Source organism: Amycolatopsis marina, from assembly GCF_900111885.1.
GTDB lineage: Bacteria > Actinomycetota > Actinomycetes > Mycobacteriales > Pseudonocardiaceae > Amycolatopsis > Amycolatopsis marina.
Genome location: NZ_FOKG01000016.1, coordinates 50,825 through 67,959 on the forward strand (window position 1 = coordinate 50,825; position 17,135 = coordinate 67,959).

The 17,135-nt window shown below is 69.4% G+C and carries 17 protein-coding genes; 11 read left to right on the forward strand and 6 right to left on the reverse strand.

Annotation, left to right across the window (positions count from 1 at the left end; all coding sequences use genetic code 11):
* Positions 1 to 70 precede the first annotated feature (70 nt).
* Positions 71 to 1,078, forward strand: a complete 1,008-nt coding sequence (locus tag BM199_RS23780) for a LacI family DNA-binding transcriptional regulator (RefSeq protein WP_091675585.1) — start codon at positions 71 to 73, stop codon at positions 1,076 to 1,078.
* On the opposite strand, the gene BM199_RS23785 is transcribed toward BM199_RS23780, so the two are convergent.
* Positions 1,061 to 2,080: a substrate-binding domain-containing protein gene (locus tag BM199_RS23785; RefSeq protein ID WP_091675588.1), complete on the reverse strand. Its 1,020-nt coding sequence runs from the start codon at positions 2,078 to 2,080 to the stop codon at positions 1,061 to 1,063. The two genes, BM199_RS23780 and BM199_RS23785, sit on opposite strands and share 18 nt — an antisense overlap.
* A gap of 59 nt (positions 2,081 to 2,139) precedes the next feature.
* On the reverse strand, positions 2,140 to 2,736 hold the full coding sequence (locus BM199_RS23790) for a TetR/AcrR family transcriptional regulator (protein WP_245788602.1): 597 nt from the start codon (positions 2,734 to 2,736) through the stop codon (positions 2,140 to 2,142).
* Between the two features lie 253 nt (positions 2,737 to 2,989).
* Between BM199_RS23790 and BM199_RS23795 the strand changes: the two genes are divergently transcribed.
* Together BM199_RS23795 and BM199_RS23800 are read left to right on the forward strand one after the other, a co-directional pair.
* Positions 2,990 to 3,577: a DNA-binding protein gene (locus tag BM199_RS23795; RefSeq protein ID WP_091675594.1), complete on the forward strand. Its 588-nt coding sequence runs from the start codon at positions 2,990 to 2,992 to the stop codon at positions 3,575 to 3,577.
* A gap of 43 nt (positions 3,578 to 3,620) precedes the next feature.
* Entirely contained in the window at positions 3,621 to 4,274 is a 654-nt protein-coding gene (locus BM199_RS23800) for an RES family NAD+ phosphorylase (RefSeq protein ID WP_091675596.1), read from the forward strand.
* A 99-nt stretch (positions 4,275 to 4,373) separates the two neighbouring features.
* Here BM199_RS23800 and BM199_RS23805 read toward each other — a convergent pair whose 3' ends face one another.
* Together BM199_RS23805 and BM199_RS23810 are read right to left on the reverse strand one after the other, a co-directional pair.
* The gene (locus BM199_RS23805) at positions 4,374 to 6,356 is read right to left on the reverse strand and encodes a S9 family peptidase (protein ID WP_091675599.1); all 1,983 of its coding nucleotides are present in this window, start codon (positions 6,354 to 6,356) and stop codon (positions 4,374 to 4,376) included.
* A 30-nt stretch (positions 6,357 to 6,386) separates the two neighbouring features.
* Positions 6,387 to 7,460 carry a TerC family protein gene (locus tag BM199_RS23810; protein ID WP_091675602.1) on the reverse strand — a complete coding sequence of 358 codons (1,074 nt, stop codon included), beginning with the start codon at positions 7,458 to 7,460 and terminating at the stop codon, positions 6,387 to 6,389.
* Positions 7,461 to 7,758: 298 nt separating this feature from the next.
* Here BM199_RS23810 and BM199_RS23815 point away from each other — a divergent pair, with 298 nt between their 5' ends.
* Together BM199_RS23815 and BM199_RS23820 are read left to right on the forward strand one after the other, a co-directional pair.
* On the forward strand, positions 7,759 to 10,632 hold the full coding sequence (locus BM199_RS23815) for an alpha/beta fold hydrolase (RefSeq protein WP_091675605.1): 2,874 nt from the start codon (positions 7,759 to 7,761) through the stop codon (positions 10,630 to 10,632).
* The gene (locus tag BM199_RS23820) at positions 10,625 to 11,593 is read left to right on the forward strand and encodes an ABC transporter permease (RefSeq protein WP_091675607.1); all 969 of its coding nucleotides are present in this window, start codon (positions 10,625 to 10,627) and stop codon (positions 11,591 to 11,593) included. Before BM199_RS23815 ends, BM199_RS23820 begins: the two co-directional genes overlap by 8 nt.
* Positions 11,594 to 11,614: 21 nt before the next feature.
* On the opposite strand, the gene BM199_RS23825 is transcribed toward BM199_RS23820, so the two are convergent.
* Positions 11,615 to 12,163, reverse strand: a complete 549-nt coding sequence (locus BM199_RS23825; protein ID WP_091675806.1) for a GNAT family N-acetyltransferase — start codon at positions 12,161 to 12,163, stop codon at positions 11,615 to 11,617.
* A gap of 61 nt (positions 12,164 to 12,224) precedes the next feature.
* Positions 12,225 to 12,797 (reverse strand): TetR/AcrR family transcriptional regulator, encoded by a 573-nt coding sequence (locus BM199_RS23830; RefSeq protein ID WP_091675610.1) that lies wholly within the window; start codon positions 12,795 to 12,797, stop codon positions 12,225 to 12,227.
* Positions 12,798 to 12,899: 102 nt separating this feature from the next.
* Here BM199_RS23830 and BM199_RS23835 point away from each other — a divergent pair, with 102 nt between their 5' ends.
* The 6 genes from BM199_RS23835 to pqqB all read left to right on the forward strand — a co-directional run bounded on the left by BM199_RS23835 (position 12,900) and on the right by pqqB (position 16,985).
* Complete coding sequence (locus BM199_RS23835) at positions 12,900 to 13,811, forward strand: TIGR03620 family F420-dependent LLM class oxidoreductase (protein ID WP_091675614.1); 912 nt, start codon at positions 12,900 to 12,902, stop codon at positions 13,809 to 13,811.
* Between the two features lie 85 nt (positions 13,812 to 13,896).
* Positions 13,897 to 13,995, forward strand: coding sequence for a pyrroloquinoline quinone precursor peptide PqqA (gene pqqA, locus BM199_RS23840; RefSeq protein ID WP_091675617.1), 99 nt, complete (start codon positions 13,897 to 13,899; stop codon positions 13,993 to 13,995).
* A gap of 79 nt (positions 13,996 to 14,074) precedes the next feature.
* A complete protein-coding gene (pqqC, locus tag BM199_RS23845) occupies positions 14,075 to 14,767 on the forward strand; it encodes a pyrroloquinoline-quinone synthase PqqC (RefSeq protein WP_091675619.1) in 693 nt (230 codons plus the stop codon).
* 3 nt (positions 14,768 to 14,770) lie between these two features.
* On the forward strand, positions 14,771 to 15,025 hold the full coding sequence (gene pqqD, locus BM199_RS23850; RefSeq protein ID WP_091675622.1) for a pyrroloquinoline quinone biosynthesis peptide chaperone PqqD: 255 nt from the start codon (positions 14,771 to 14,773) through the stop codon (positions 15,023 to 15,025).
* The gene (gene pqqE / locus BM199_RS23855) at positions 15,016 to 16,101 is read left to right on the forward strand and encodes a pyrroloquinoline quinone biosynthesis protein PqqE (protein ID WP_091675626.1); all 1,086 of its coding nucleotides are present in this window, start codon (positions 15,016 to 15,018) and stop codon (positions 16,099 to 16,101) included. Before pqqD ends, pqqE begins: the two co-directional genes overlap by 10 nt.
* Entirely contained in the window at positions 16,098 to 16,985 is an 888-nt protein-coding gene (gene pqqB / locus BM199_RS23860) for a pyrroloquinoline quinone biosynthesis protein PqqB (protein WP_091675629.1), read from the forward strand. Before pqqE ends, pqqB begins: the two co-directional genes overlap by 4 nt.
* Positions 16,986 to 17,135: the final 150 nt, after the last annotated feature.

Sequence of the window (17,135 nt, forward strand, 5' to 3'; positions counted from 1 at the left end):
CCGCACCCGACCGAACACGGGCTAGAGTTCAGTCGGACGAAGTGCCGACAGGGTCGAAGGAGAACGCGCGGTGGCGACGATCAATGATGTTGCGGCGCGGGCCCGGGTCTCCACGGCCACGGTTTCCAGGGCACTGAACGGCAAGTCGACTGTGGATCCCGCCCTTGCCGCCAGGGTGCAGGAAGCTGCGGCCGAGCTGGGCTACCAGCCCAACGGGCTGGCGAGAAACCTGCGCAGGCAGGAGACCGCCGTACTCGCGCTGGTCATCTCCGATGTGGAGAATCCCTTCTTCACCGCCATCGCCCGCGGTGTGGAGGACGTCGCGCAGAACGCCGGATACTCCGTCGTGCTGTGCAACTCCGACGAGCAGCTCGCCAAGGAGCGCCGCTATCTGGAGATCGCCCTGCAGGAGCGGGTGGCGGGCGTGATCCTCTCCCCCGTGGGCCCTTCGACGAACGTCGACACGCTCACCGGCAGGGGCACCCCCGTCGTCGCGGTCGACCGGCCACTGACCGAGCCGAGCAGTGACCAGGTGCTGGTAGCCAGCCGACCGGCCGCGCAGGAGGCGACAGCACACCTGCTGGCGGCCGGATACCTGCGGGTGGGCTGCCTGACCGGCCCCGCCGGGGTACGCACCGCGGACGACCGGCTCGACGGCTATCTCGACGGCCTGCGGGCGGCCGGGGTCGCGCCGGAAGCCGCGCTCGTGCGCAGGGCGGAGTACCGGGCAGGCTGCGCCGACGCGGCCGCGGCCGAACTTCTCGATCTCGAATCACCACCGGACGCACTGCTCCTGGCCAACAGCCCCATCGCCGTCGCCGTCCTGCAGGCGCTGGCGGCCCGGGGGCTGCGCGCCGGACGCGATATCGGCATCGTCGCCTTCGACGAGGTCCCCTGGGCCACCCTGATCGACCCACAGCTCAGCGTCGTCGCGCAGCCCGCATACGAGATCGGCAGGGTGGCCGCGGAACTCCTGCTCGCCCGAATCGGTGATCACACCAGGCAGCCGACGGCCACCATGTTGGCGGCCCGGCTCATCCCCCGCGGCAGTTCGCGCCGTTCATTGGGTGAGTCTTGAGTACACGCGACGCGCGTTCTCCCTGGTGACCAGCTCGGCGGACAGGGTCTGGTTCTTCGGCGCGGGTTCGCAGCCGATCAGGATCCGCCGCGCGGTCGCGACCGCCTCCTTGCCGCCCGTGGGATAGGCGAAGGTGGCGGCGAGCCTGCCGGACTCCACTGCCTTGAGGCCGCCGGACTCGGTTGGCAGGCCACCGACGCCCACGACGTCCACGTCCTCGCGCCCTGTGTCACGAGCGGCGAGATAGGCGCCCTCGGCCATCGCGTCGTTGTGCGCGTAGAGGACGTCGATATCGGGATGCTCCTTGAGCAGCACGTTCGCCTGCTGCCGGGCCTTGTCCCTGAGCCAGTCGCCGTCGACGGCGCCCACCGACCGCACGTTCTCCCGCTCCGCGATCACCTCGGCGAAGCCCACGCTGCGCTCCTCGGCGAGATCCGAATCCACCAGCCCGCGGATCTCGGCCGTCTGGCCTCCGCCGGGCAGCAGACTGCCCGCGACGAACCTGCCCGCCTGCCTGCCCACCTCCACGTTGTCGGCCCCGATGAAGGAGGTGTAGTCCCCGCCCTCGACCCTGCGGTCGAGGACCAGTACCGGTGTCCCCTGGTCGAAAACCCGCTTCACCGCGGGGCTCAACGGCTCGCCTTCGTTCGGCGTGATGACGATCAGGTCGACACCCTCGTCCAGAAACTGCTCCAACTGCTGGGCCTGGGTGCCGTTGTCCCCCTGTGCATCGGCGAAGCGCAGAGTGAACTGCGGGGTCGCGGCGGCCGCCTTGCGAATGTCGGCGTCGGTCTGCGCTCCGTACGCATCGGCGACATTGCCCTGGCTCACGCCGATGGTGTAGTCCCCGCTCGCACCGGCGCACGGCTGCGCGACACCGCCGTTGCGGACGGCCGGAGCCGGGCTCCCACCGGAGGCGGAGCACGCGGGGAGGGTCAGCAGCACGCACGCCGCGACCACTGTCACCCGATAGCCCCTCCGGCCCGGCATCCTCGCTGTCATGAAGCTCCTTGTCCTTTCTCTGGAACCTCCTCCGGACGCTCCGCAGCCGGCCGAACGGTTCACAGCCAGCGCTCGACGATACGGCGGGCCTGCTCAACGGCGTCCTCGACCGGCCCCAGTGGCTGCTGGAGATGGCTGAGGGTGAGCCGGACGATGATCTCGATCAATGGGGCGAGCTCGTCCTTTTCGGCTTCCGCATGATCAGCGTAGAGCGTGCGCGCGTGCTCCAGCACGGCGGAGATCGCGCGCCGCAGCACCGGTTCGGGACGGACGGCCAGCAACAGGAGCAGTTCCTCCGCGCCGGGCAGCGGGCCCGAGAGGATCGCCTTGAGCAGGGCGTTGTCCGCGGCCCCCCGCAAGGTGTACTCGACTGCCGAACCGATGCCGCTGACCGGATCACCGGGGTGGGCTGCCATCTGCTCCGCGACGCCCGCGAGGAATCGATCGGCTTCCCTGACCACCAGTGCCTGACCGAGGGACTGCCTCGTGCCGACTTCCTTGTGCACGGTCTGCCGGCTGACACCCACCCGTGCGGCGAGCCTGCCCATCGTCACGCCCGCCCAGCCCTCGGCGCAGGTCAGCTCCGCTGCGGCATCGAGCAGGCGGTCGCGGAGCAGCGCCCGCACCTCCGCCTGGAAACTCCTCTCGCTGTGCACGCGGCCAACATTACTCACCATGGATATGGTGTGCGGGAGCTGAGCGCCCAGCCGGCTCGCCGGACCGAAGCGGACTCGCGGGACTGTTAGTAAATCATTGGGCATGGACAACGTCGCCCATCCCGGGCAGACTGACCCTCGATTCTCCACTCTTCGTGTTGTTTCGTGTGCGGTGTGTATACAGTTTCGGTGAATTAGGGCACAATATGGCGAGGAAGCGCACGAACCCGCACATCCGGGCTACTCTAGGCGCATGACGATGGCGCTGGAGAACGTACTGGCGAAAGCCGGGCTGAGAGTGGACGCCACCGAGTTCCTCTCGCTGGTCGAAGACGCGGCCCGCAAGTTGGCGCCGGTCAACCCCGACCCCTCGCACTTCTTCTCCGCGAGCCAACGGGCCGCACTGTCCGAGGTCGGCCTCGACCTGTCCCCGGACACCGACGGCGAGCATGACTACCGGGCCAGGACCGTGGCCGCGCACGCGGTGCTCGCCGAGGCCGCACTCACCGTCGGCCAGGCCGCGAAACGACTCGGTGTCGACGAGAGCCGCATCCGGCACCGGCTCAAGGGCCGCAGGCTCACCGGCTGGAAGGACCAGGGCGGCGGCTGGCGGCTGCCCGGATGGCAGTTCACCGAGAGTGGCGTGCTGCCGGGCCTCGAGGTGGTGCTGCGCGCCGTGCCCGCCGATCAGCCCGCACTGGTGGTGGCCGCGTTCATGAGCACCCCACAGTCGGACCTGGTGATCAATGACAAGCAGGCGACGCCCCGCCAGTGGCTGCTCGCAGGCGGCGATCCCGAACCCGTCGCCCGGTTGGCGAGCACCCTCGGCAACCCCGCGTAGGCCCGTGGCCGAACGAACACACAAGGACGGTTAGACGCTTCACATGGCAAGGCTGCCCCTGCCGCCCGCGCGTGCCGTTCTGGTCAACGAACTGCGACCTACCGAGGACATCGTCGCGGTGCATCCCGCGACCAGACTCGTCCGAATCTTCACCGCGCACGGCAATCACCCCCAGCAGTGGAACACGTTCCGCTACACCGGCCCGCTGCCACACGGCCGGTTCGACCCGCAACCACCGAAACGCGGAGCGCCGGTCACCGACCCCGTCAACGGGGTGCTGTATTTCGGGCTGACGGTTCGCACCAGTGTGGCGGAGGTCTTCCAGACCACCTCGACCATCGACCGCAAGAGCCGCGGCCCGCGCCTGGTCGTGGTCCGGCCGGCCAGGACGTTGCGGCTGCTCGACCTCTCCGGCCTGTGGCCCACCAGGGTCGGCGCCTCACAGGAGATCTCCAGCGGACCGAAGAAGATCACGCAGGCCTGGGCCCGTGCCATCCGCGCGGCGTTCAGCGATCTCGACGGCGTCTGGTATCGGTCCTCAATGGACGGAGGTGGCCCGGCGATCTGCCTGTGGGATCCGCCCGCCGGTTCCGCCCTGCCGGACAATCCGGATGTCCTGCTCCCACTGGACCACCCCGGCCTCGACGTGCCACTGGGCCGAGTCTGCGAAGAACTCAACTACGTCATGGTCAACTGACCGGCCGTCACCTGGAGCGCCTGCAAGTACCCCCAAGCAAGATCAGCTACGTCGTCAACTGCCGCCAAGCGGCGCGCCGCCAGCCACTGCCGACCCCCGTCAGCCCAGGTGCCGTGACCACCACTCGAGCACCGCGTCGAATCGCTGTCGCCGATGCCGGGGGCTGCCGGTCCTGGTCAGCTCGTGCCCCTCACCGGGGAACAGGATCAGCTCGGCCTCGACACCGTTCTGGCGCAGCGCGACGAACATCCGCTGCGCCTGCTCCAGTGGGCACCGCCAGTCCTGCTCGGAGTGCACGACCGCGAACGGCAGGCCGATCTGGCCGGCATAGCTCAGCGGGCTGCGTTTGCGCTGCTCCTCAGGATCGGTGCCGATGTACCCCTGCGCGAACATCCAGCCGATGTCGGAGCTACCCGCGAAGGAGTCCCAGGCGTTGACCGCCCGTTCGCTCCACGCCGCACGGAAGCGGTGACCGTGGTGCGCCGCGAGCCAGCCGGTCATGAAGCCGCCGTAGGAGCCGCCCATCACGCCGACGCGTGCAGAATCCAGGTCGGGACGTTCGAGCGCGGCGTCGAGCATTGCCAGCAGGTCGTCGGCGTCGACGGTGCCGAGCCCGCCGATCACCGTGCGTCCGTGCTCCTGCCCGTATCCGGCCGAGCCCCGCGGATTCGCCAGCACCACCGCGTATCCGGCCGAGGCGTACACCTGCGCCTCGTCGAACAGGCTCCACTCGTACGGCGCGAACGGACCGCCGTGCACGAGCAGCAGGACCGGGTGCGGGCCTTTCCCTTCGGGCAGCACCAGCCAGCCGTGCACCGGATAGTCGCCGGTGGAGGTGGCGGTCAGTTCGTGCAGCGGCCGGACGCCGACCTTGCGGACGGGAGCGGAGAAGTCGGTGAGCACCCGCTGCTCGCCCTGCTCGATCAGCACGACCTCGCCGCCTGACTCCGCGGTGGCGACGACAGCGGCGATCCGCTCTCCGTCGGCGGTGAACGTGCGCACACACGAACGCTCGCCTGCCAGCAGCCGCAGGGCCGCCAGCGACGCCCGCTCCGCCCGTTTCGGCACTGCCCGCAACTCGGCCGCACCGCGATGGCGGACCACCACGAGCACGTCCTCGCCACGCACGACAGGAACACCCGCTCCGGGCGCGCAGTCCACCGACTCCGCATCGGTCACCCTGCGCGGGCGCGACGGCTGCCCGCCCGGTTCCGGCAGGGCGGCGGCCCATAGACCGGTGTTGCGCGCGATGTCGTCGAGGCCGGCGAACTCGGTGCCGTAGAACCAGATCGTGCCGTCCTCGGCCACCACGGCATGGTCCGCGGTGCCTTCGCTGCGCACCACGAGCTCGGGTTCGCCGCCCGCCACCGGGATGCGGTAGAGGTCCGAGCACACGGTCTCGGTCCGCGCCCAGTCCCGCGCGGCGCTGACCAGCATCGCGTCACCATCCGGTGTCCAAGCAGGGTCGCAGACGTCGGCGGGACCATCGGTCAACGGCTCCGGGTCGACGGGCTCGCCCGCGCCCACACCACGCAGCGCCTCCTCGACGTCCAGCACGAACAGCCGCGCGGGACGGTCGAGCAGGAAACCGATGTCGTCGATCCGGTAGTCGAGCCGGGTGATCCGGCGCGGGGCCTCGTCGGCGGGGGCGGGTGCCACGTCCTTGGCGCCGTCCGCGGGCCGTGTGCCGTACCGGCCGGGCTCGGGGACCCGTGCGACGAACGCGATCCGAGCCGAGGCCGGGTCCCAGACCGGAGCACCCGCGCCGAGCGGCAGCGAGGTCAGCCGAACGGCCTCCCCGCCGTCGGTGGGCATGAGGTGCAGTTGCGCGCTTCCCGCGGGCCCGTCACCGGTGCCTGCCCGCAGAAACGCGATCCAGCGCCCGTCGGGTGAGAGCACGGGTGCGCTGTCGCGCGTGCCACGGGTCCACGGCAGATCGCCGCCGCCCAGCCCGATACGGCGCAGCGAACTCCGGTACGAGTTGTCCGCCAGATCGGGCCGGGACAGTCCGGCGACGAGCAGGTCACCACGCAGCGTGAGTGAACCGGGAACGGTCAGCAGTTCGATGTCGGCAGGACGCACAGTCCTGACCGTACATGATTGTTAGCCGAACTAACTACCAGATTTGGGGTGGTTGTGGCCCGCCTCGGCGTGGCCCTCCTCCTCGGCCCCGCCCCCCTGGCCGGCGGCCGCCCGCTCCTCCGGCGAGAGTGCGTTCAGCTGGAGATCGGTCCCCGCAGCATCCGGGTCCCTGCTCGCCTTGCGCAGGCTGAACACCGTGGTCAGTGTCAGGACCGCGATGATCACGCCGAGCGAGACCCAGTTGTTGATCTCCATCCACTCCGGGACGACGTGGTACTCGTGCAGCGCGTGCAGGAACAGCTTGGCGCCGATGAAGGCGAGGATGATCGCCAGCCCCCGGGAGAGGTAGACCAGCTTCGTCACGAGGCCACCGAGCAGGAAGTAGAGCTGCCGCAGGCCCATCAGCGCGAACGCGTTCGCCGTGAAGACGAGGAACGCCTCCTGGGTGATCCCGAAGATCGCCGGAATGGAGTCGACGGCGAAGAGCAGGTCGGCGCTGCCGATCGCCACGATCACCACGAACATCGGCGTGATCCAGCGCTTGCCGTCGCGCTTCACCACCATGCTGTGGCCGATGTAGTCCTCGGTCACCGGGAAGATCTTGCGCACCCAGCGGGTCACCGCGTTCTCGTGGTACTCCTCGTCCGCGCCCTTCTCCCGCACCATGCTGACCGCGGTCCAGACGAGGATCGCGCCGAAGAGGAAGAAGACCCAGACGAACTGGGCGATGAGCGCCGCGCCGACGGCGATGAAGGCACCGCGCATCACCAGTGCGAGCAGAATGCCGATCAGCAGGACCCGGTGCTGGTGGATGGCCGGGACCTTGAACGAGGACATGATCACCATGAAGATGAACAGGTTGTCCACGCTGAGGGAGTACTCGGTGATGTAGCCGGTGAAGAACTCCACACCGAAGTCGTGACCACCGAGGATCCAGACGCCGATTCCGAACAGCACGGCACAGCTGACATAGAAGGTCACCCACCTCGCGGCTTCGCCGGTGGTGACCTGATGGGGTTTGCGGTCGACGACGACCAGATCGATCGCGATCAGGACGAGAAGTCCGCCGACAGTCGCGAGCCAGACCCACAAGGGGACATTCATCAAAAAACAACCCTCCGGTTAGCGGATAGCAGCCACTACCCGGAGGTCTCTTCCACCGGCGAACTCACCGGCCGGCGGTGCCGGGCGCTCGCCGTACCACCGGTACAGGGGCTCCGTGCTGACGACACCGCCGCGAAGGAATACTCCCCTCCACGTCGCTCCGTATCTTGCGCGTCCGAGATCAACGACGCCAGTCAAGGTTGCGCTGGTCACCTGAATCCCTAGCGTTAGCTCCGTCACACCCTCGTTGGAGGTACCCACAGCACTCTCTCAGGAAACGACGAATACGGTCGTCGTCGTGCCCTTTGCCCGACTTCTTCCCCCCGGCCGTCGCCGCCACGCCGCCCTCGCCCTCGCCGTTGCCGTGCTCGCGGCGGGCGCGCTGGTCTGGGCGAACACGGCGGAAGAGCCGTCGCCCGTGGCGACCATCGACGAGTTCATCGAGGTCCCCGCCGCACCAGGATCCACCGACCGGCTCCAGCTCGACACGACGCTGTACACCCCCGAGCGGACGCCTGCCCCCGCCGTCCTCCTGCCCCACGGATTCGGCGGTGACAAGACCAGCGTCGCCAGAGAAGCGGGCGAACTCGCCGAGCGCGGCTTCGTCGTCCTCGCGTACTCCGCCCGCGGTTTCGGGCGCAGCACCGGCGAGATCGCACTGAACGATCCCCGCTTCGAGGTCGCCGACGCCAGCAGGCTGATCGACCATCTCGCCACCCTCCCCGAGGTGGTCACCGACACCGAGGGAGACCCGAGGGTCGGCGTCACGGGTGCGTCCTACGGCGGAGCGCTGGCGTTGCTGCTCGCCGGCACCGACGACCGCATCGACGCCATCGCGCCGGTGATCACCTACAACGACCTGGCGCAGGGGCTCATCCCGAACACGGCAAGCACCGAAGCACCCGCGGCGGGCACTCCCGCACCGGGCAACTTCGCGCCGGACGGGGTGTTCAAGCAGTCCTGGGCAGGCATCCTCTTCTCCGCGGGTTCGGGCGCGCCGACACCGGCAGGCCCCGCCGCCGAGGCCATCGAGCCGGGCGCCGAACCGGACGACAACGAACTCTCCGGCGGGCAGGGGGCGGCGGGCGGCGCGAACCTCCCTTCTGGCGGCCGGCAGCCAGGAGACACCCCTGCCGCCGACCCGTGCGGGCGCTTCACCGACGAGGTGTGCCGGGCCTACACCGACGTCGCGACCGACGGCAGCGCGGATGCGCGGACCACCGAGTTGCTCCGGCGCATCTCTCCCGTCTCGGTCACCGACCGGATCACCGCCCCGACCCTGTTGGTGCAGGGCGAGAACGACACCCTGTTCGGACTCGACCAGGCCGACGCCACCGCACGGCAGATCACCGAAGCCGGTGGCGAGGTCAGCGTGGTCTGGTACACGGGAGGGCACGACGGCGGCGCGCCGGGCCCGCAGTTGCGCGGCACGATCGCCGACTGGCTGGACTTCCGCCTCACCGGCGAGGGCAGCGATCCCGTTCCGGGGTTCACCTACGAGGTGCAGGGTGCGCTGCGGACCAACGGCACCCCCTCGGTGCGCAGCGTCGAGGCACAGGAGTATCCGGGCCTTTCCGGTGGCGAGACCGACCGGCGCGGCGTGCGGCTGGAGGGTCCGGAACAGACGATCGTGAACCCGCCCGGCGGAAATCCGGCCGCGGTGAGCGGACTGCCCGGCCTCAACCGCATCGTCAGCGGCTCTTCACGGCTGTCGAGCCTGTTCACCATCGATCCGCCCGGTCAGTCCGCGGGGTTCGTCTCGGAGCCGGTGCAGTCGCAGCTGCTGATCACCGGTGCCACCACCGTGCGACTCCGGGTCGCCGCCGACGGACCCGTGCCGGAATCCGGAGCCGTCCTCTTCGCCAAGCTCTATGACGTCTCACCCGACGGCGCCCGGGTGCTGCCGGGCAACGCGATCGCCCCGCTGCGCATCCCCGACCTCCCCGAGGACGGATCGCCGGTGGAGGTCACGGTCACGCTGCCCGGCGTCGTCCGGCCCATCGAGGAGGGGCACGCGCTGCAGCTGGTCGTCGGTACGACCGATCAGTCGTACACCGGCCCCGCCGCCCCAGCCGCGTACCGTGTCTCCCTCGCCGATGACGCCATCGCGGTGCCGGTGGTCCCCGGCGTCACGGCAGGCGGCGCCTGGCCGGTCGGGCAGTTGCTCGGGATCGCCGGCGTGCTGGCCGCGGCGATCGCGGTGGCCGCGATCGCCGCGCTGCGCCGCAGGCGCGCACATCACGTCGACGCCACACTGGCCGACACACCACTGGTCATCGAGAACCTGACCAAGTCCTATCCCGGTGGTCTCACCGCGGTGAAGGACCTGTCGTTCCGGGTGGAGCGGGGCCAGGTGCTGGGTCTGCTGGGCCCGAACGGCGCGGGCAAGACCACCACGCTGCGGATGCTGATGGGCCTGATCAGTCCCACAGCGGGCCAGATCAAGGTCTTCGGGCACACCGTCACCCCCGGCGCCCCCGTGCTTTCCCGGATCGGGTCGTTCGTGGAGGGCTCGGGTTTCCTGCCCCACCTGTCCGGCGCCGCGAACCTGCGGTTGTACTGGGCCAGCACGGGAAGGCCCGTGGAGCGGGCACACCTCGACGAGGCATTGGAGATCGCCGGACTCGGAGACGCGGTGCACCGCAAGGTGCGGACCTACAGCCAGGGCATGCGCCAGCGGCTGGCGATCGCGCAGGCCATGCTCGGTCTGCCGGAGCTGCTGGTGCTCGACGAACCGACCAACGGCCTCGACCCGCCGCAGATCCACCAGATGCGCGAGGTGCTGCAGCGCTACGCCGCGACCGGACGCACGGTGCTGGTCTCCAGCCACCTGCTCGCGGAGGTGGAACAGACCTCGACGCACGTGGTCGTCATGCACCGCGGCAGGCTGGTGGCGGCGGGCGAGGTCGGCGACATCGTCGCGGCAGGCGGGGAGGCCACCTTCCGGGTGGACCAGCCCGAGGAGGCCGCCGCCGCACTGCGAGCGGTGGGCGGTGTGTCCACAGTAGACATCGAAGGTGCTCTTGTGCACGCCGACCTCGACGGGCTCCCCCGCGCCGAGGCCGTGGCCGCCCTGGTGCGGGCCGGAATCGCGGTGGAGCAGGCCGGGCCGCGGCGACGGCTGGAAGACGCATTCCTGCAACTGGTCGGAGAGGGTGAATCCAGTGGGTAACTCCACGAGAGGTTCGGCAGCGGGGGCGAACCCCGGAGCCGACCACGGCGTGCACACCGATCCGGCGGCACTGCTCGAACTCACCGACGCGGCGGAGCACGAGCCGACGGAGGTGGCTCCGGACGGTTCGGTGGTGGGCTATCGCGCGTCCCGCACCCTGCCCCTCGCCGTCGAACTGGGCAGGCAGTTGCGCAGGCGGCGGACCCAGCTCGTGTTCGGTTTCGTGGCGCTGCTGCCGTTCATCCTGGTGGTGGCGTTCGAGATCGGTGACGCGAATCCGAACCGGCGGTCCGGTGGATTCATCGACCTGGCCACGGCAAGCGCACCCAACTTCGTCGTGCTCGCCCTGTTCGTGTCCAGCACCTTCCTGCTGCCGATGATCGTGGCGCTGTTCTTCGGTGACACGATCGCCAGCGAGGCATCGTGGTCGAGCCTGAAGTACCTGCTCGCCATACCCGTGCCGAGACACAGGGTGCTACGGCAGAAGGCGATCGCCTCGGGGTTGCTGTCGGCGGGAGCGCTCGCGCTGTTGCCCACGGTCGCCCTGCTGGTCGGGGTGATCTGGTACGGCGCAGGGGACGCGATCAGTCCCACCGGCGACGCGGTGCCGTTCGGCGACAGCATCATCGCGATGATCCTCGCCGTGGCTTACATCGTCGTCCAGCTCTCCTGGGTCGCCGGTCTCGCACTGCTGCTCAGCGTCTCCACGGACGCGCCGCTGGGCGCGGTCGGCGGGGCGGTGCTGGTCTCGATCGTCTCGCAGATCCTGGACCAGATCACCGCGCTCGGCGACCTGCGGGACTTCCTCCCGACGCACTACTCGTTCGCCTGGATGGACCTGATCTCCACCGACATCGACTGGACGGACATCGCCAACGGTGCACTGCTGTCCGTCGTGTACGCCACGGTCTTCCTGCTGCTGGCTAGCAGGCGGTTCGCGACGAAGGACATCACCAGCTGAGGGTCTTTCTGAGGAGTCGGGTCAGCTCGCGGCGGCGAAACCCCGGTCCGTGACCAGCCGGGCGTGGATCTCCACGTCGTACCACCTGCCGTCGTAGCGGAGCTTGTCGCGCTGCACGCCCTCCGGCCGGTAACCGGCACGGGTGGCGACCTGACAGGAGGCCGGGTTGTTCAACCGGTGGCCCAGTTCCAGTCGGTGCAGGCCGAGGTCGTACAGGGCCCAGTCACTGGCGGTGCGGCAGGCGGCTGTCGCGACTCCCCTGCCCCTGGCGGCCTTGGTCGTCCAGTAGGACACCCAGCCGCAGCCGTGCCGACGGTTCACCGCGCCCACCTCGACACAGCCGAGCACCACTGACCGCGCGTCCAGCACGGCCCACGAGTAGCCCGTCCCGGTGGCCCAGTGCCGCTGCCGGGCGGCTATCCAGGCCGCGGCTGCGGGGACGGTGTCCACCGGCTCCTCGGACTGACGCCACATCTCCGGGTCGGTGAAGGCGCACAGCACCGCGTCGAGATCATCGGGAGCCCACGGGCGCAGCCACAGATCGCCGCCGGCCGTCAGACGTTCGTTCACCGATCCAGCTTCGGTCAGCACCGCCGCCGGGTCCACCGGTTTTCCGGGGTCCGGCGCCCGGTCACGCGATCGGGTCCGGGGCGCACCCGATGCCCTCGAACAGCAGCACCAGAAACCGGTCGATGTCCTCCTGCCGGTGCTCCGCGGCCCAGGAGATCGAGGCGGCGAGCGGCAGAAGCTCGTCGATGCGGAGGTCCGAACGCACCTCCGCCGCCTGCTGGGCCCGGACCAACAGCCGCTGCCCCGCCTCGCCCATCGCCCGGCACGACGCGGACAACCTGGACTCCTCGTTGGCCAGTGTCGCCATGACCGAGGCGGGCAGTCCACGGTATCTGCTCGACGAGGCCACGAACTCGCGCAACCAGGAAAGCAGGGCGGCTCGCGGGGAACGCGCGTCCAGCAGTTCGTCACTTCTCGAACAGAGCGTCGAGAACCGGTCCTGCATCAACGCTTCCAGCAGTGCTTCACGGGTCGGGAAATGCCGGTAAAGCGTGCCGATGCCGACCCCTGCCCCGCGCGCGATGTCTTCCAGGGATGCGCCGGTACCGCGGTCCCGGAACACCGCTTCCGCCTCGGCGAGCAGCCGATCGCGGTTTCGGCGCGCGTCGGCGCGCACCGGACGTCCCTCGATCACGTCAGTCAGCTCCTCACTGCTCGACCACGCTTGCACAAACGGAGGCAGCCTCCGTATTGTCGAAAACGGAGGCACCCTCACTTTACCTGGAGAGCAGACACCATGCCCGACCCGCAGCACCGTCCCGGCAAGATCGGGATCTGGACATTCGCCTTCGACGCCCACCCCGCCGGGCGGGTGCGTGATGCCGCCGCCGAACTGGAGGAACTGGGCTACCGCGCGATCTGGTTCGGCGAGGCGCTCGGCAGGGAAGCGATGACACAAGCCGCCCTGCTGCTCGGCGCGACACATCGAGCCGTAGTGGCGACCGGAATCGCCAACGTCCACCTGCGCACTCCCCTGACCATGGCGGCAGCGGAACGATCACTCGCCGAGCAGTACCGCGGCCGGCTGCTGCTCGGCCTCGGTGGACATCGGGTTCCCGGCTCGCCGAACTCGTTCGGCGGTTACCGGGTACCCATGAGCGAGAAGCCGGTGTCCGACATGCGCGACTATCTGGACACGATGGACACAGCGCCGCTCGCCGGTGCGACTCCAGCCACGGCGCCGCGCCGGGTACTCGCGGCACTGGGCCCGAGAATGCTCGATCTGGCCGCTGAGCGGACCTCGGGGGCACATTCGTACTTCGTGCCCGTTGCGCATACCGCCATGGCTCGTGAGCGCATGGGCACCGGCGCGTACCTGGCCGTCGAGCAGGCCGTCGTACTCGACTCCGACCCCGAGCGCGTCAGACAACTCCAGCGTGCACACGTCGGCGCGTACCTGCGGGCACAGCACCAGCGCAACAACCTGCTTCGCCTCGGGTTCGACGAGACCGAACTCGCCGACGGCGGCAGCGGACGCCTGAATGACGCCCTCGTCGCCGGAGGTGACATCAAGGCAATCTCCGCACGAGTTCGAGCCCACCTGGACGCAGGCGCCGACCACGTCTGCCTGCAGGTGCTGACGCCGAGCCCGGGGGAACTGCCGCTACGCGAATGGCGTGAACTCGCGGCACTCGTGGGCGAGCACTAGCGCCACCCGATTGGGGGAAAGCGCTTTCACAACTGCGCGGGCTACCGTGCAGACGTCAAGCCCACACGCTCGAGAGGAGTAGCTGATGATCGAAACCGGCGAGCGTGAGGTGTGGTCCACTCCGGACTTCGTCGAGTACGAAACCCCGATGGAAGTGACCGCGTACCTCGGCCGGATGGAGTGAACACTCCTTCACACCGTCGCGCCCGGCCGCTTCAGAAAGCGCTTCCATGAACCGGCCGGGCGCGACCGGAGGAACAGTGATGCCGGACTCCGCACTGAGCGAGAACGAATTCGTCGCCGCCCTGCGCGGTCTCGAGCCCCGGTACTGGGGCGCTCACCCGTTTCACCGCCGACTGCACGGCGGCGACCTCGGCAAGGAGGAACTGCGGGCCTGGGCCGCCAACCGCTGGTACTACCAGCGAAGGCTGCCGCAGAAGGATGCCGCGATCATCAGCAACTGCGATGTCACCGCGATCCGGCGCCGCTGGCTGGACCGGATCGTCTACCACGACGGCCGCACCGAGGGTGAGGGCGGCGCCGAACGCTGGCTGCGTCTGTGCGAAGCGGTGGGGCTCACCAGGGCGGAGGTGCTCGACGAGCGGCATGTGGTTCCCGGCGTCCGGTTCGCGGTCGACGCCTACGTGGACTTCGCCAGGACGAGGCCGTGGCAGGAGGCGGTCGCATCGGGACTCACGGAGATGTTCTCCGGACATCTCATGCGCCGCAGGGTGAGCGACATGCTGGCCAGCTACCCCTGGATCAGCGACAGTGACCTGGCGTACTTCACCAATCGGATCGGTGCGGTGAGTGGCGAAGGCCAGGAGGCGCTGGACGTCGTCGTGCGGTACTGCCGGACACGCGAACAGCAGGACAGGGCCGTCGCGGCACTGTCGTTCAAGTGTGACGTGCTGTGGTCCATGCTCGACGCCATCGACCTTGCCGCGAAGGGGTGAAGCGTGGACCGGCCGAGGCTGCGCCGCGGTGTCCGCCTGACGTACGACAAGACGCGGGACACGCACGTCCTGTTGTATCCCGAGGGCGTTCTCGTACCCAATCCGACCGCGGCGACGGTGCTCGGGCTCTGCGACGGAAACCGGACCGTGCAGGACATCGTGGCGGCGCTCGGTCAGCGCTACTCGGGCGTGCGCGAGCACGAGGTACACGGCGTACTCGCCAGACTGGTGGAACGGCGGATGGTCGAATGGACGTGACGAACGCGGTGAACGCACCGCTGGGCATGCTGGCAGAGCTGACACATCGTTGTCCGCTGCACTGCCCGTACTGTTCCAATCCCCTCGAACTCACTGCCCGGGAGGACGAGCTCGGAACCGACGAGTGGCTTTCGGTGCTGGAGCAGGCACGCGAACTCGGCGTGCTGCAGGTGCATCTGTCCGGCGGCGAGCCGCTGTCGAGAGCCGACCTGCCGCTGCTCGTGAGCAGGGCCGGTGAACTCGGCTGTTACGTCAGCCTGGTGACAAGTGGTCTCGGCCTGACCGAATCCCGGCTCGCGGACCTCGTGGACCGGGGTCTCGCCCATGTCCAATTGTCCGTGCAGGCCGCCGATTCGGCGAGGGCGAACCTGCTCGCGGGCGCACGGGCGCATGAGCACAAGATCACCGCGGCGGGGCTGGTCACCCGGGCAGGACTGCCGTTGAGCGTCAACGTGGTTCTGCACCGCGCGAACCACGACCAGCTCGAAGCGATGATCGACCTGGCCGAGCGGATGGGCGCCGACCGTCTCGAACTCGCCAACACCCAGTACTACGGCTGGGCACTGCGCAACCGCGCCGCGCTGCAGCCGACCAGGGAGCAGTTGGCCGCGGCCGAACCGATCGTCCGCGCCGCGACCGAGCGGCTGCGCGGGCGGATGGACCTCGTGTACGTGCTCGCCGACTACTACGAGTCCTATCCCAAGCCGTGCATGTCCGGATGGGGTTCCCGGCAGCTGACGGTGGCGCCCGATGGCACGGTGCTGCCCTGCCCCGCGGCCACCGCGATCTCGACCTTGACCCTGGAGAACGTGCGGAACCGCACGCTGGCCGACATCTGGTACCAGTCGGAGTCCTTCAACGCCTATCGGGGCGAGGACTGGATGCGCGATCCGTGCCGCTCGTGCGACCGGCGCTCGATCGACTTCGGCGGCTGCCGCTGCCAGGCGTTCCAGCTCACCGGGGACGCGGCCGCGACCGACCCGGTCTGCACACTGTCTCCGGACCGAGCACTGGTCGAGCGGATTCTGGAAGCACCGCGGGAGGACGCGGACTTCGTCATGCGCGGCCCGCGGTGAGGGCAGTGCTGCTGGGCACCGCCGCGGGCGGAGGCCTGCCGCAGTGGAACTGCGCCTGCGCGAACTGCCGTGCCGCCCGGCAGGGCACGATCGCCCCGCGCGCCCAGGACTGCCTCGCGATCAGCGTGGACGGCCACGGTTGGTACCTCCTCAACGCCTCCCCCGACATCCGCGCGCAGATCCTGTCCTGCCCCGCGCTGGCCGCGGGCCCCGGACCGCGGGACACGCCGGTCCGCGGTGTCCTGCTCACCGACGGCGAACTGGACCACACCCTCGGTCTCATCCAGCTCAAGGAGGCAGCCGGACTGCGAGTGTGGGCACCGGAGGCTGTGCTGAACACGTTGCCAGCACGCGAGATCGTCGGCCGGTACGCCGGCTGGGAATGGCTCTCGCCGAGCACCGGCGCGCCGGACATCGACGGCCTGCGAATCAGCACACTGCCGGTCAGCGACAAGCGGCCCAAGTACGCGGCGGGCTCTCCGGCGGAAGGGCCATGGGTGGTGGCCTATCGGATCTCCGACCCGGTCACCGGCAGCGCACTGGTCTACGCCCCGTGCCTGGCGGGCTGGCCACCGGGCTTCGACGAGTTCTGCGCGGGTGCGAGCCACGTGCTGCTGGACGGCTCGTTCTTCGCCCCGGACGAGATGTCCACCGCCACGGACACCGCCGTCGGTTCCCGCGCGCAGCTCGCGATGGGACACCTGCCGATGAGTGGGACGGGCGGCAGCCTCGATCGGATCCGGCGGGCCGAAAGCGGCACACGCTGGCTGTACACGCACATCAACAACACCAATCCGGTGCTCGACCCCCGGTCACCGGAGTTCGCGGAGATGAGCGCCGCGGGCGCCGGTCTCGCCCGGGACGGAACCGAGTTGCGCGTGTGACTCCCGGTGTCCTATTCATAAGTCGGGTTATCCACGGTCAACCCGCGGTCATGCACGCGCCTCACCAGCAGTGAGTCGTCGCGAACCGCCCCTACTGTGGCACAAAGAGCTTGCCACAGCGGGGGCCCTTCCTACTGTGGCACAAAAAGC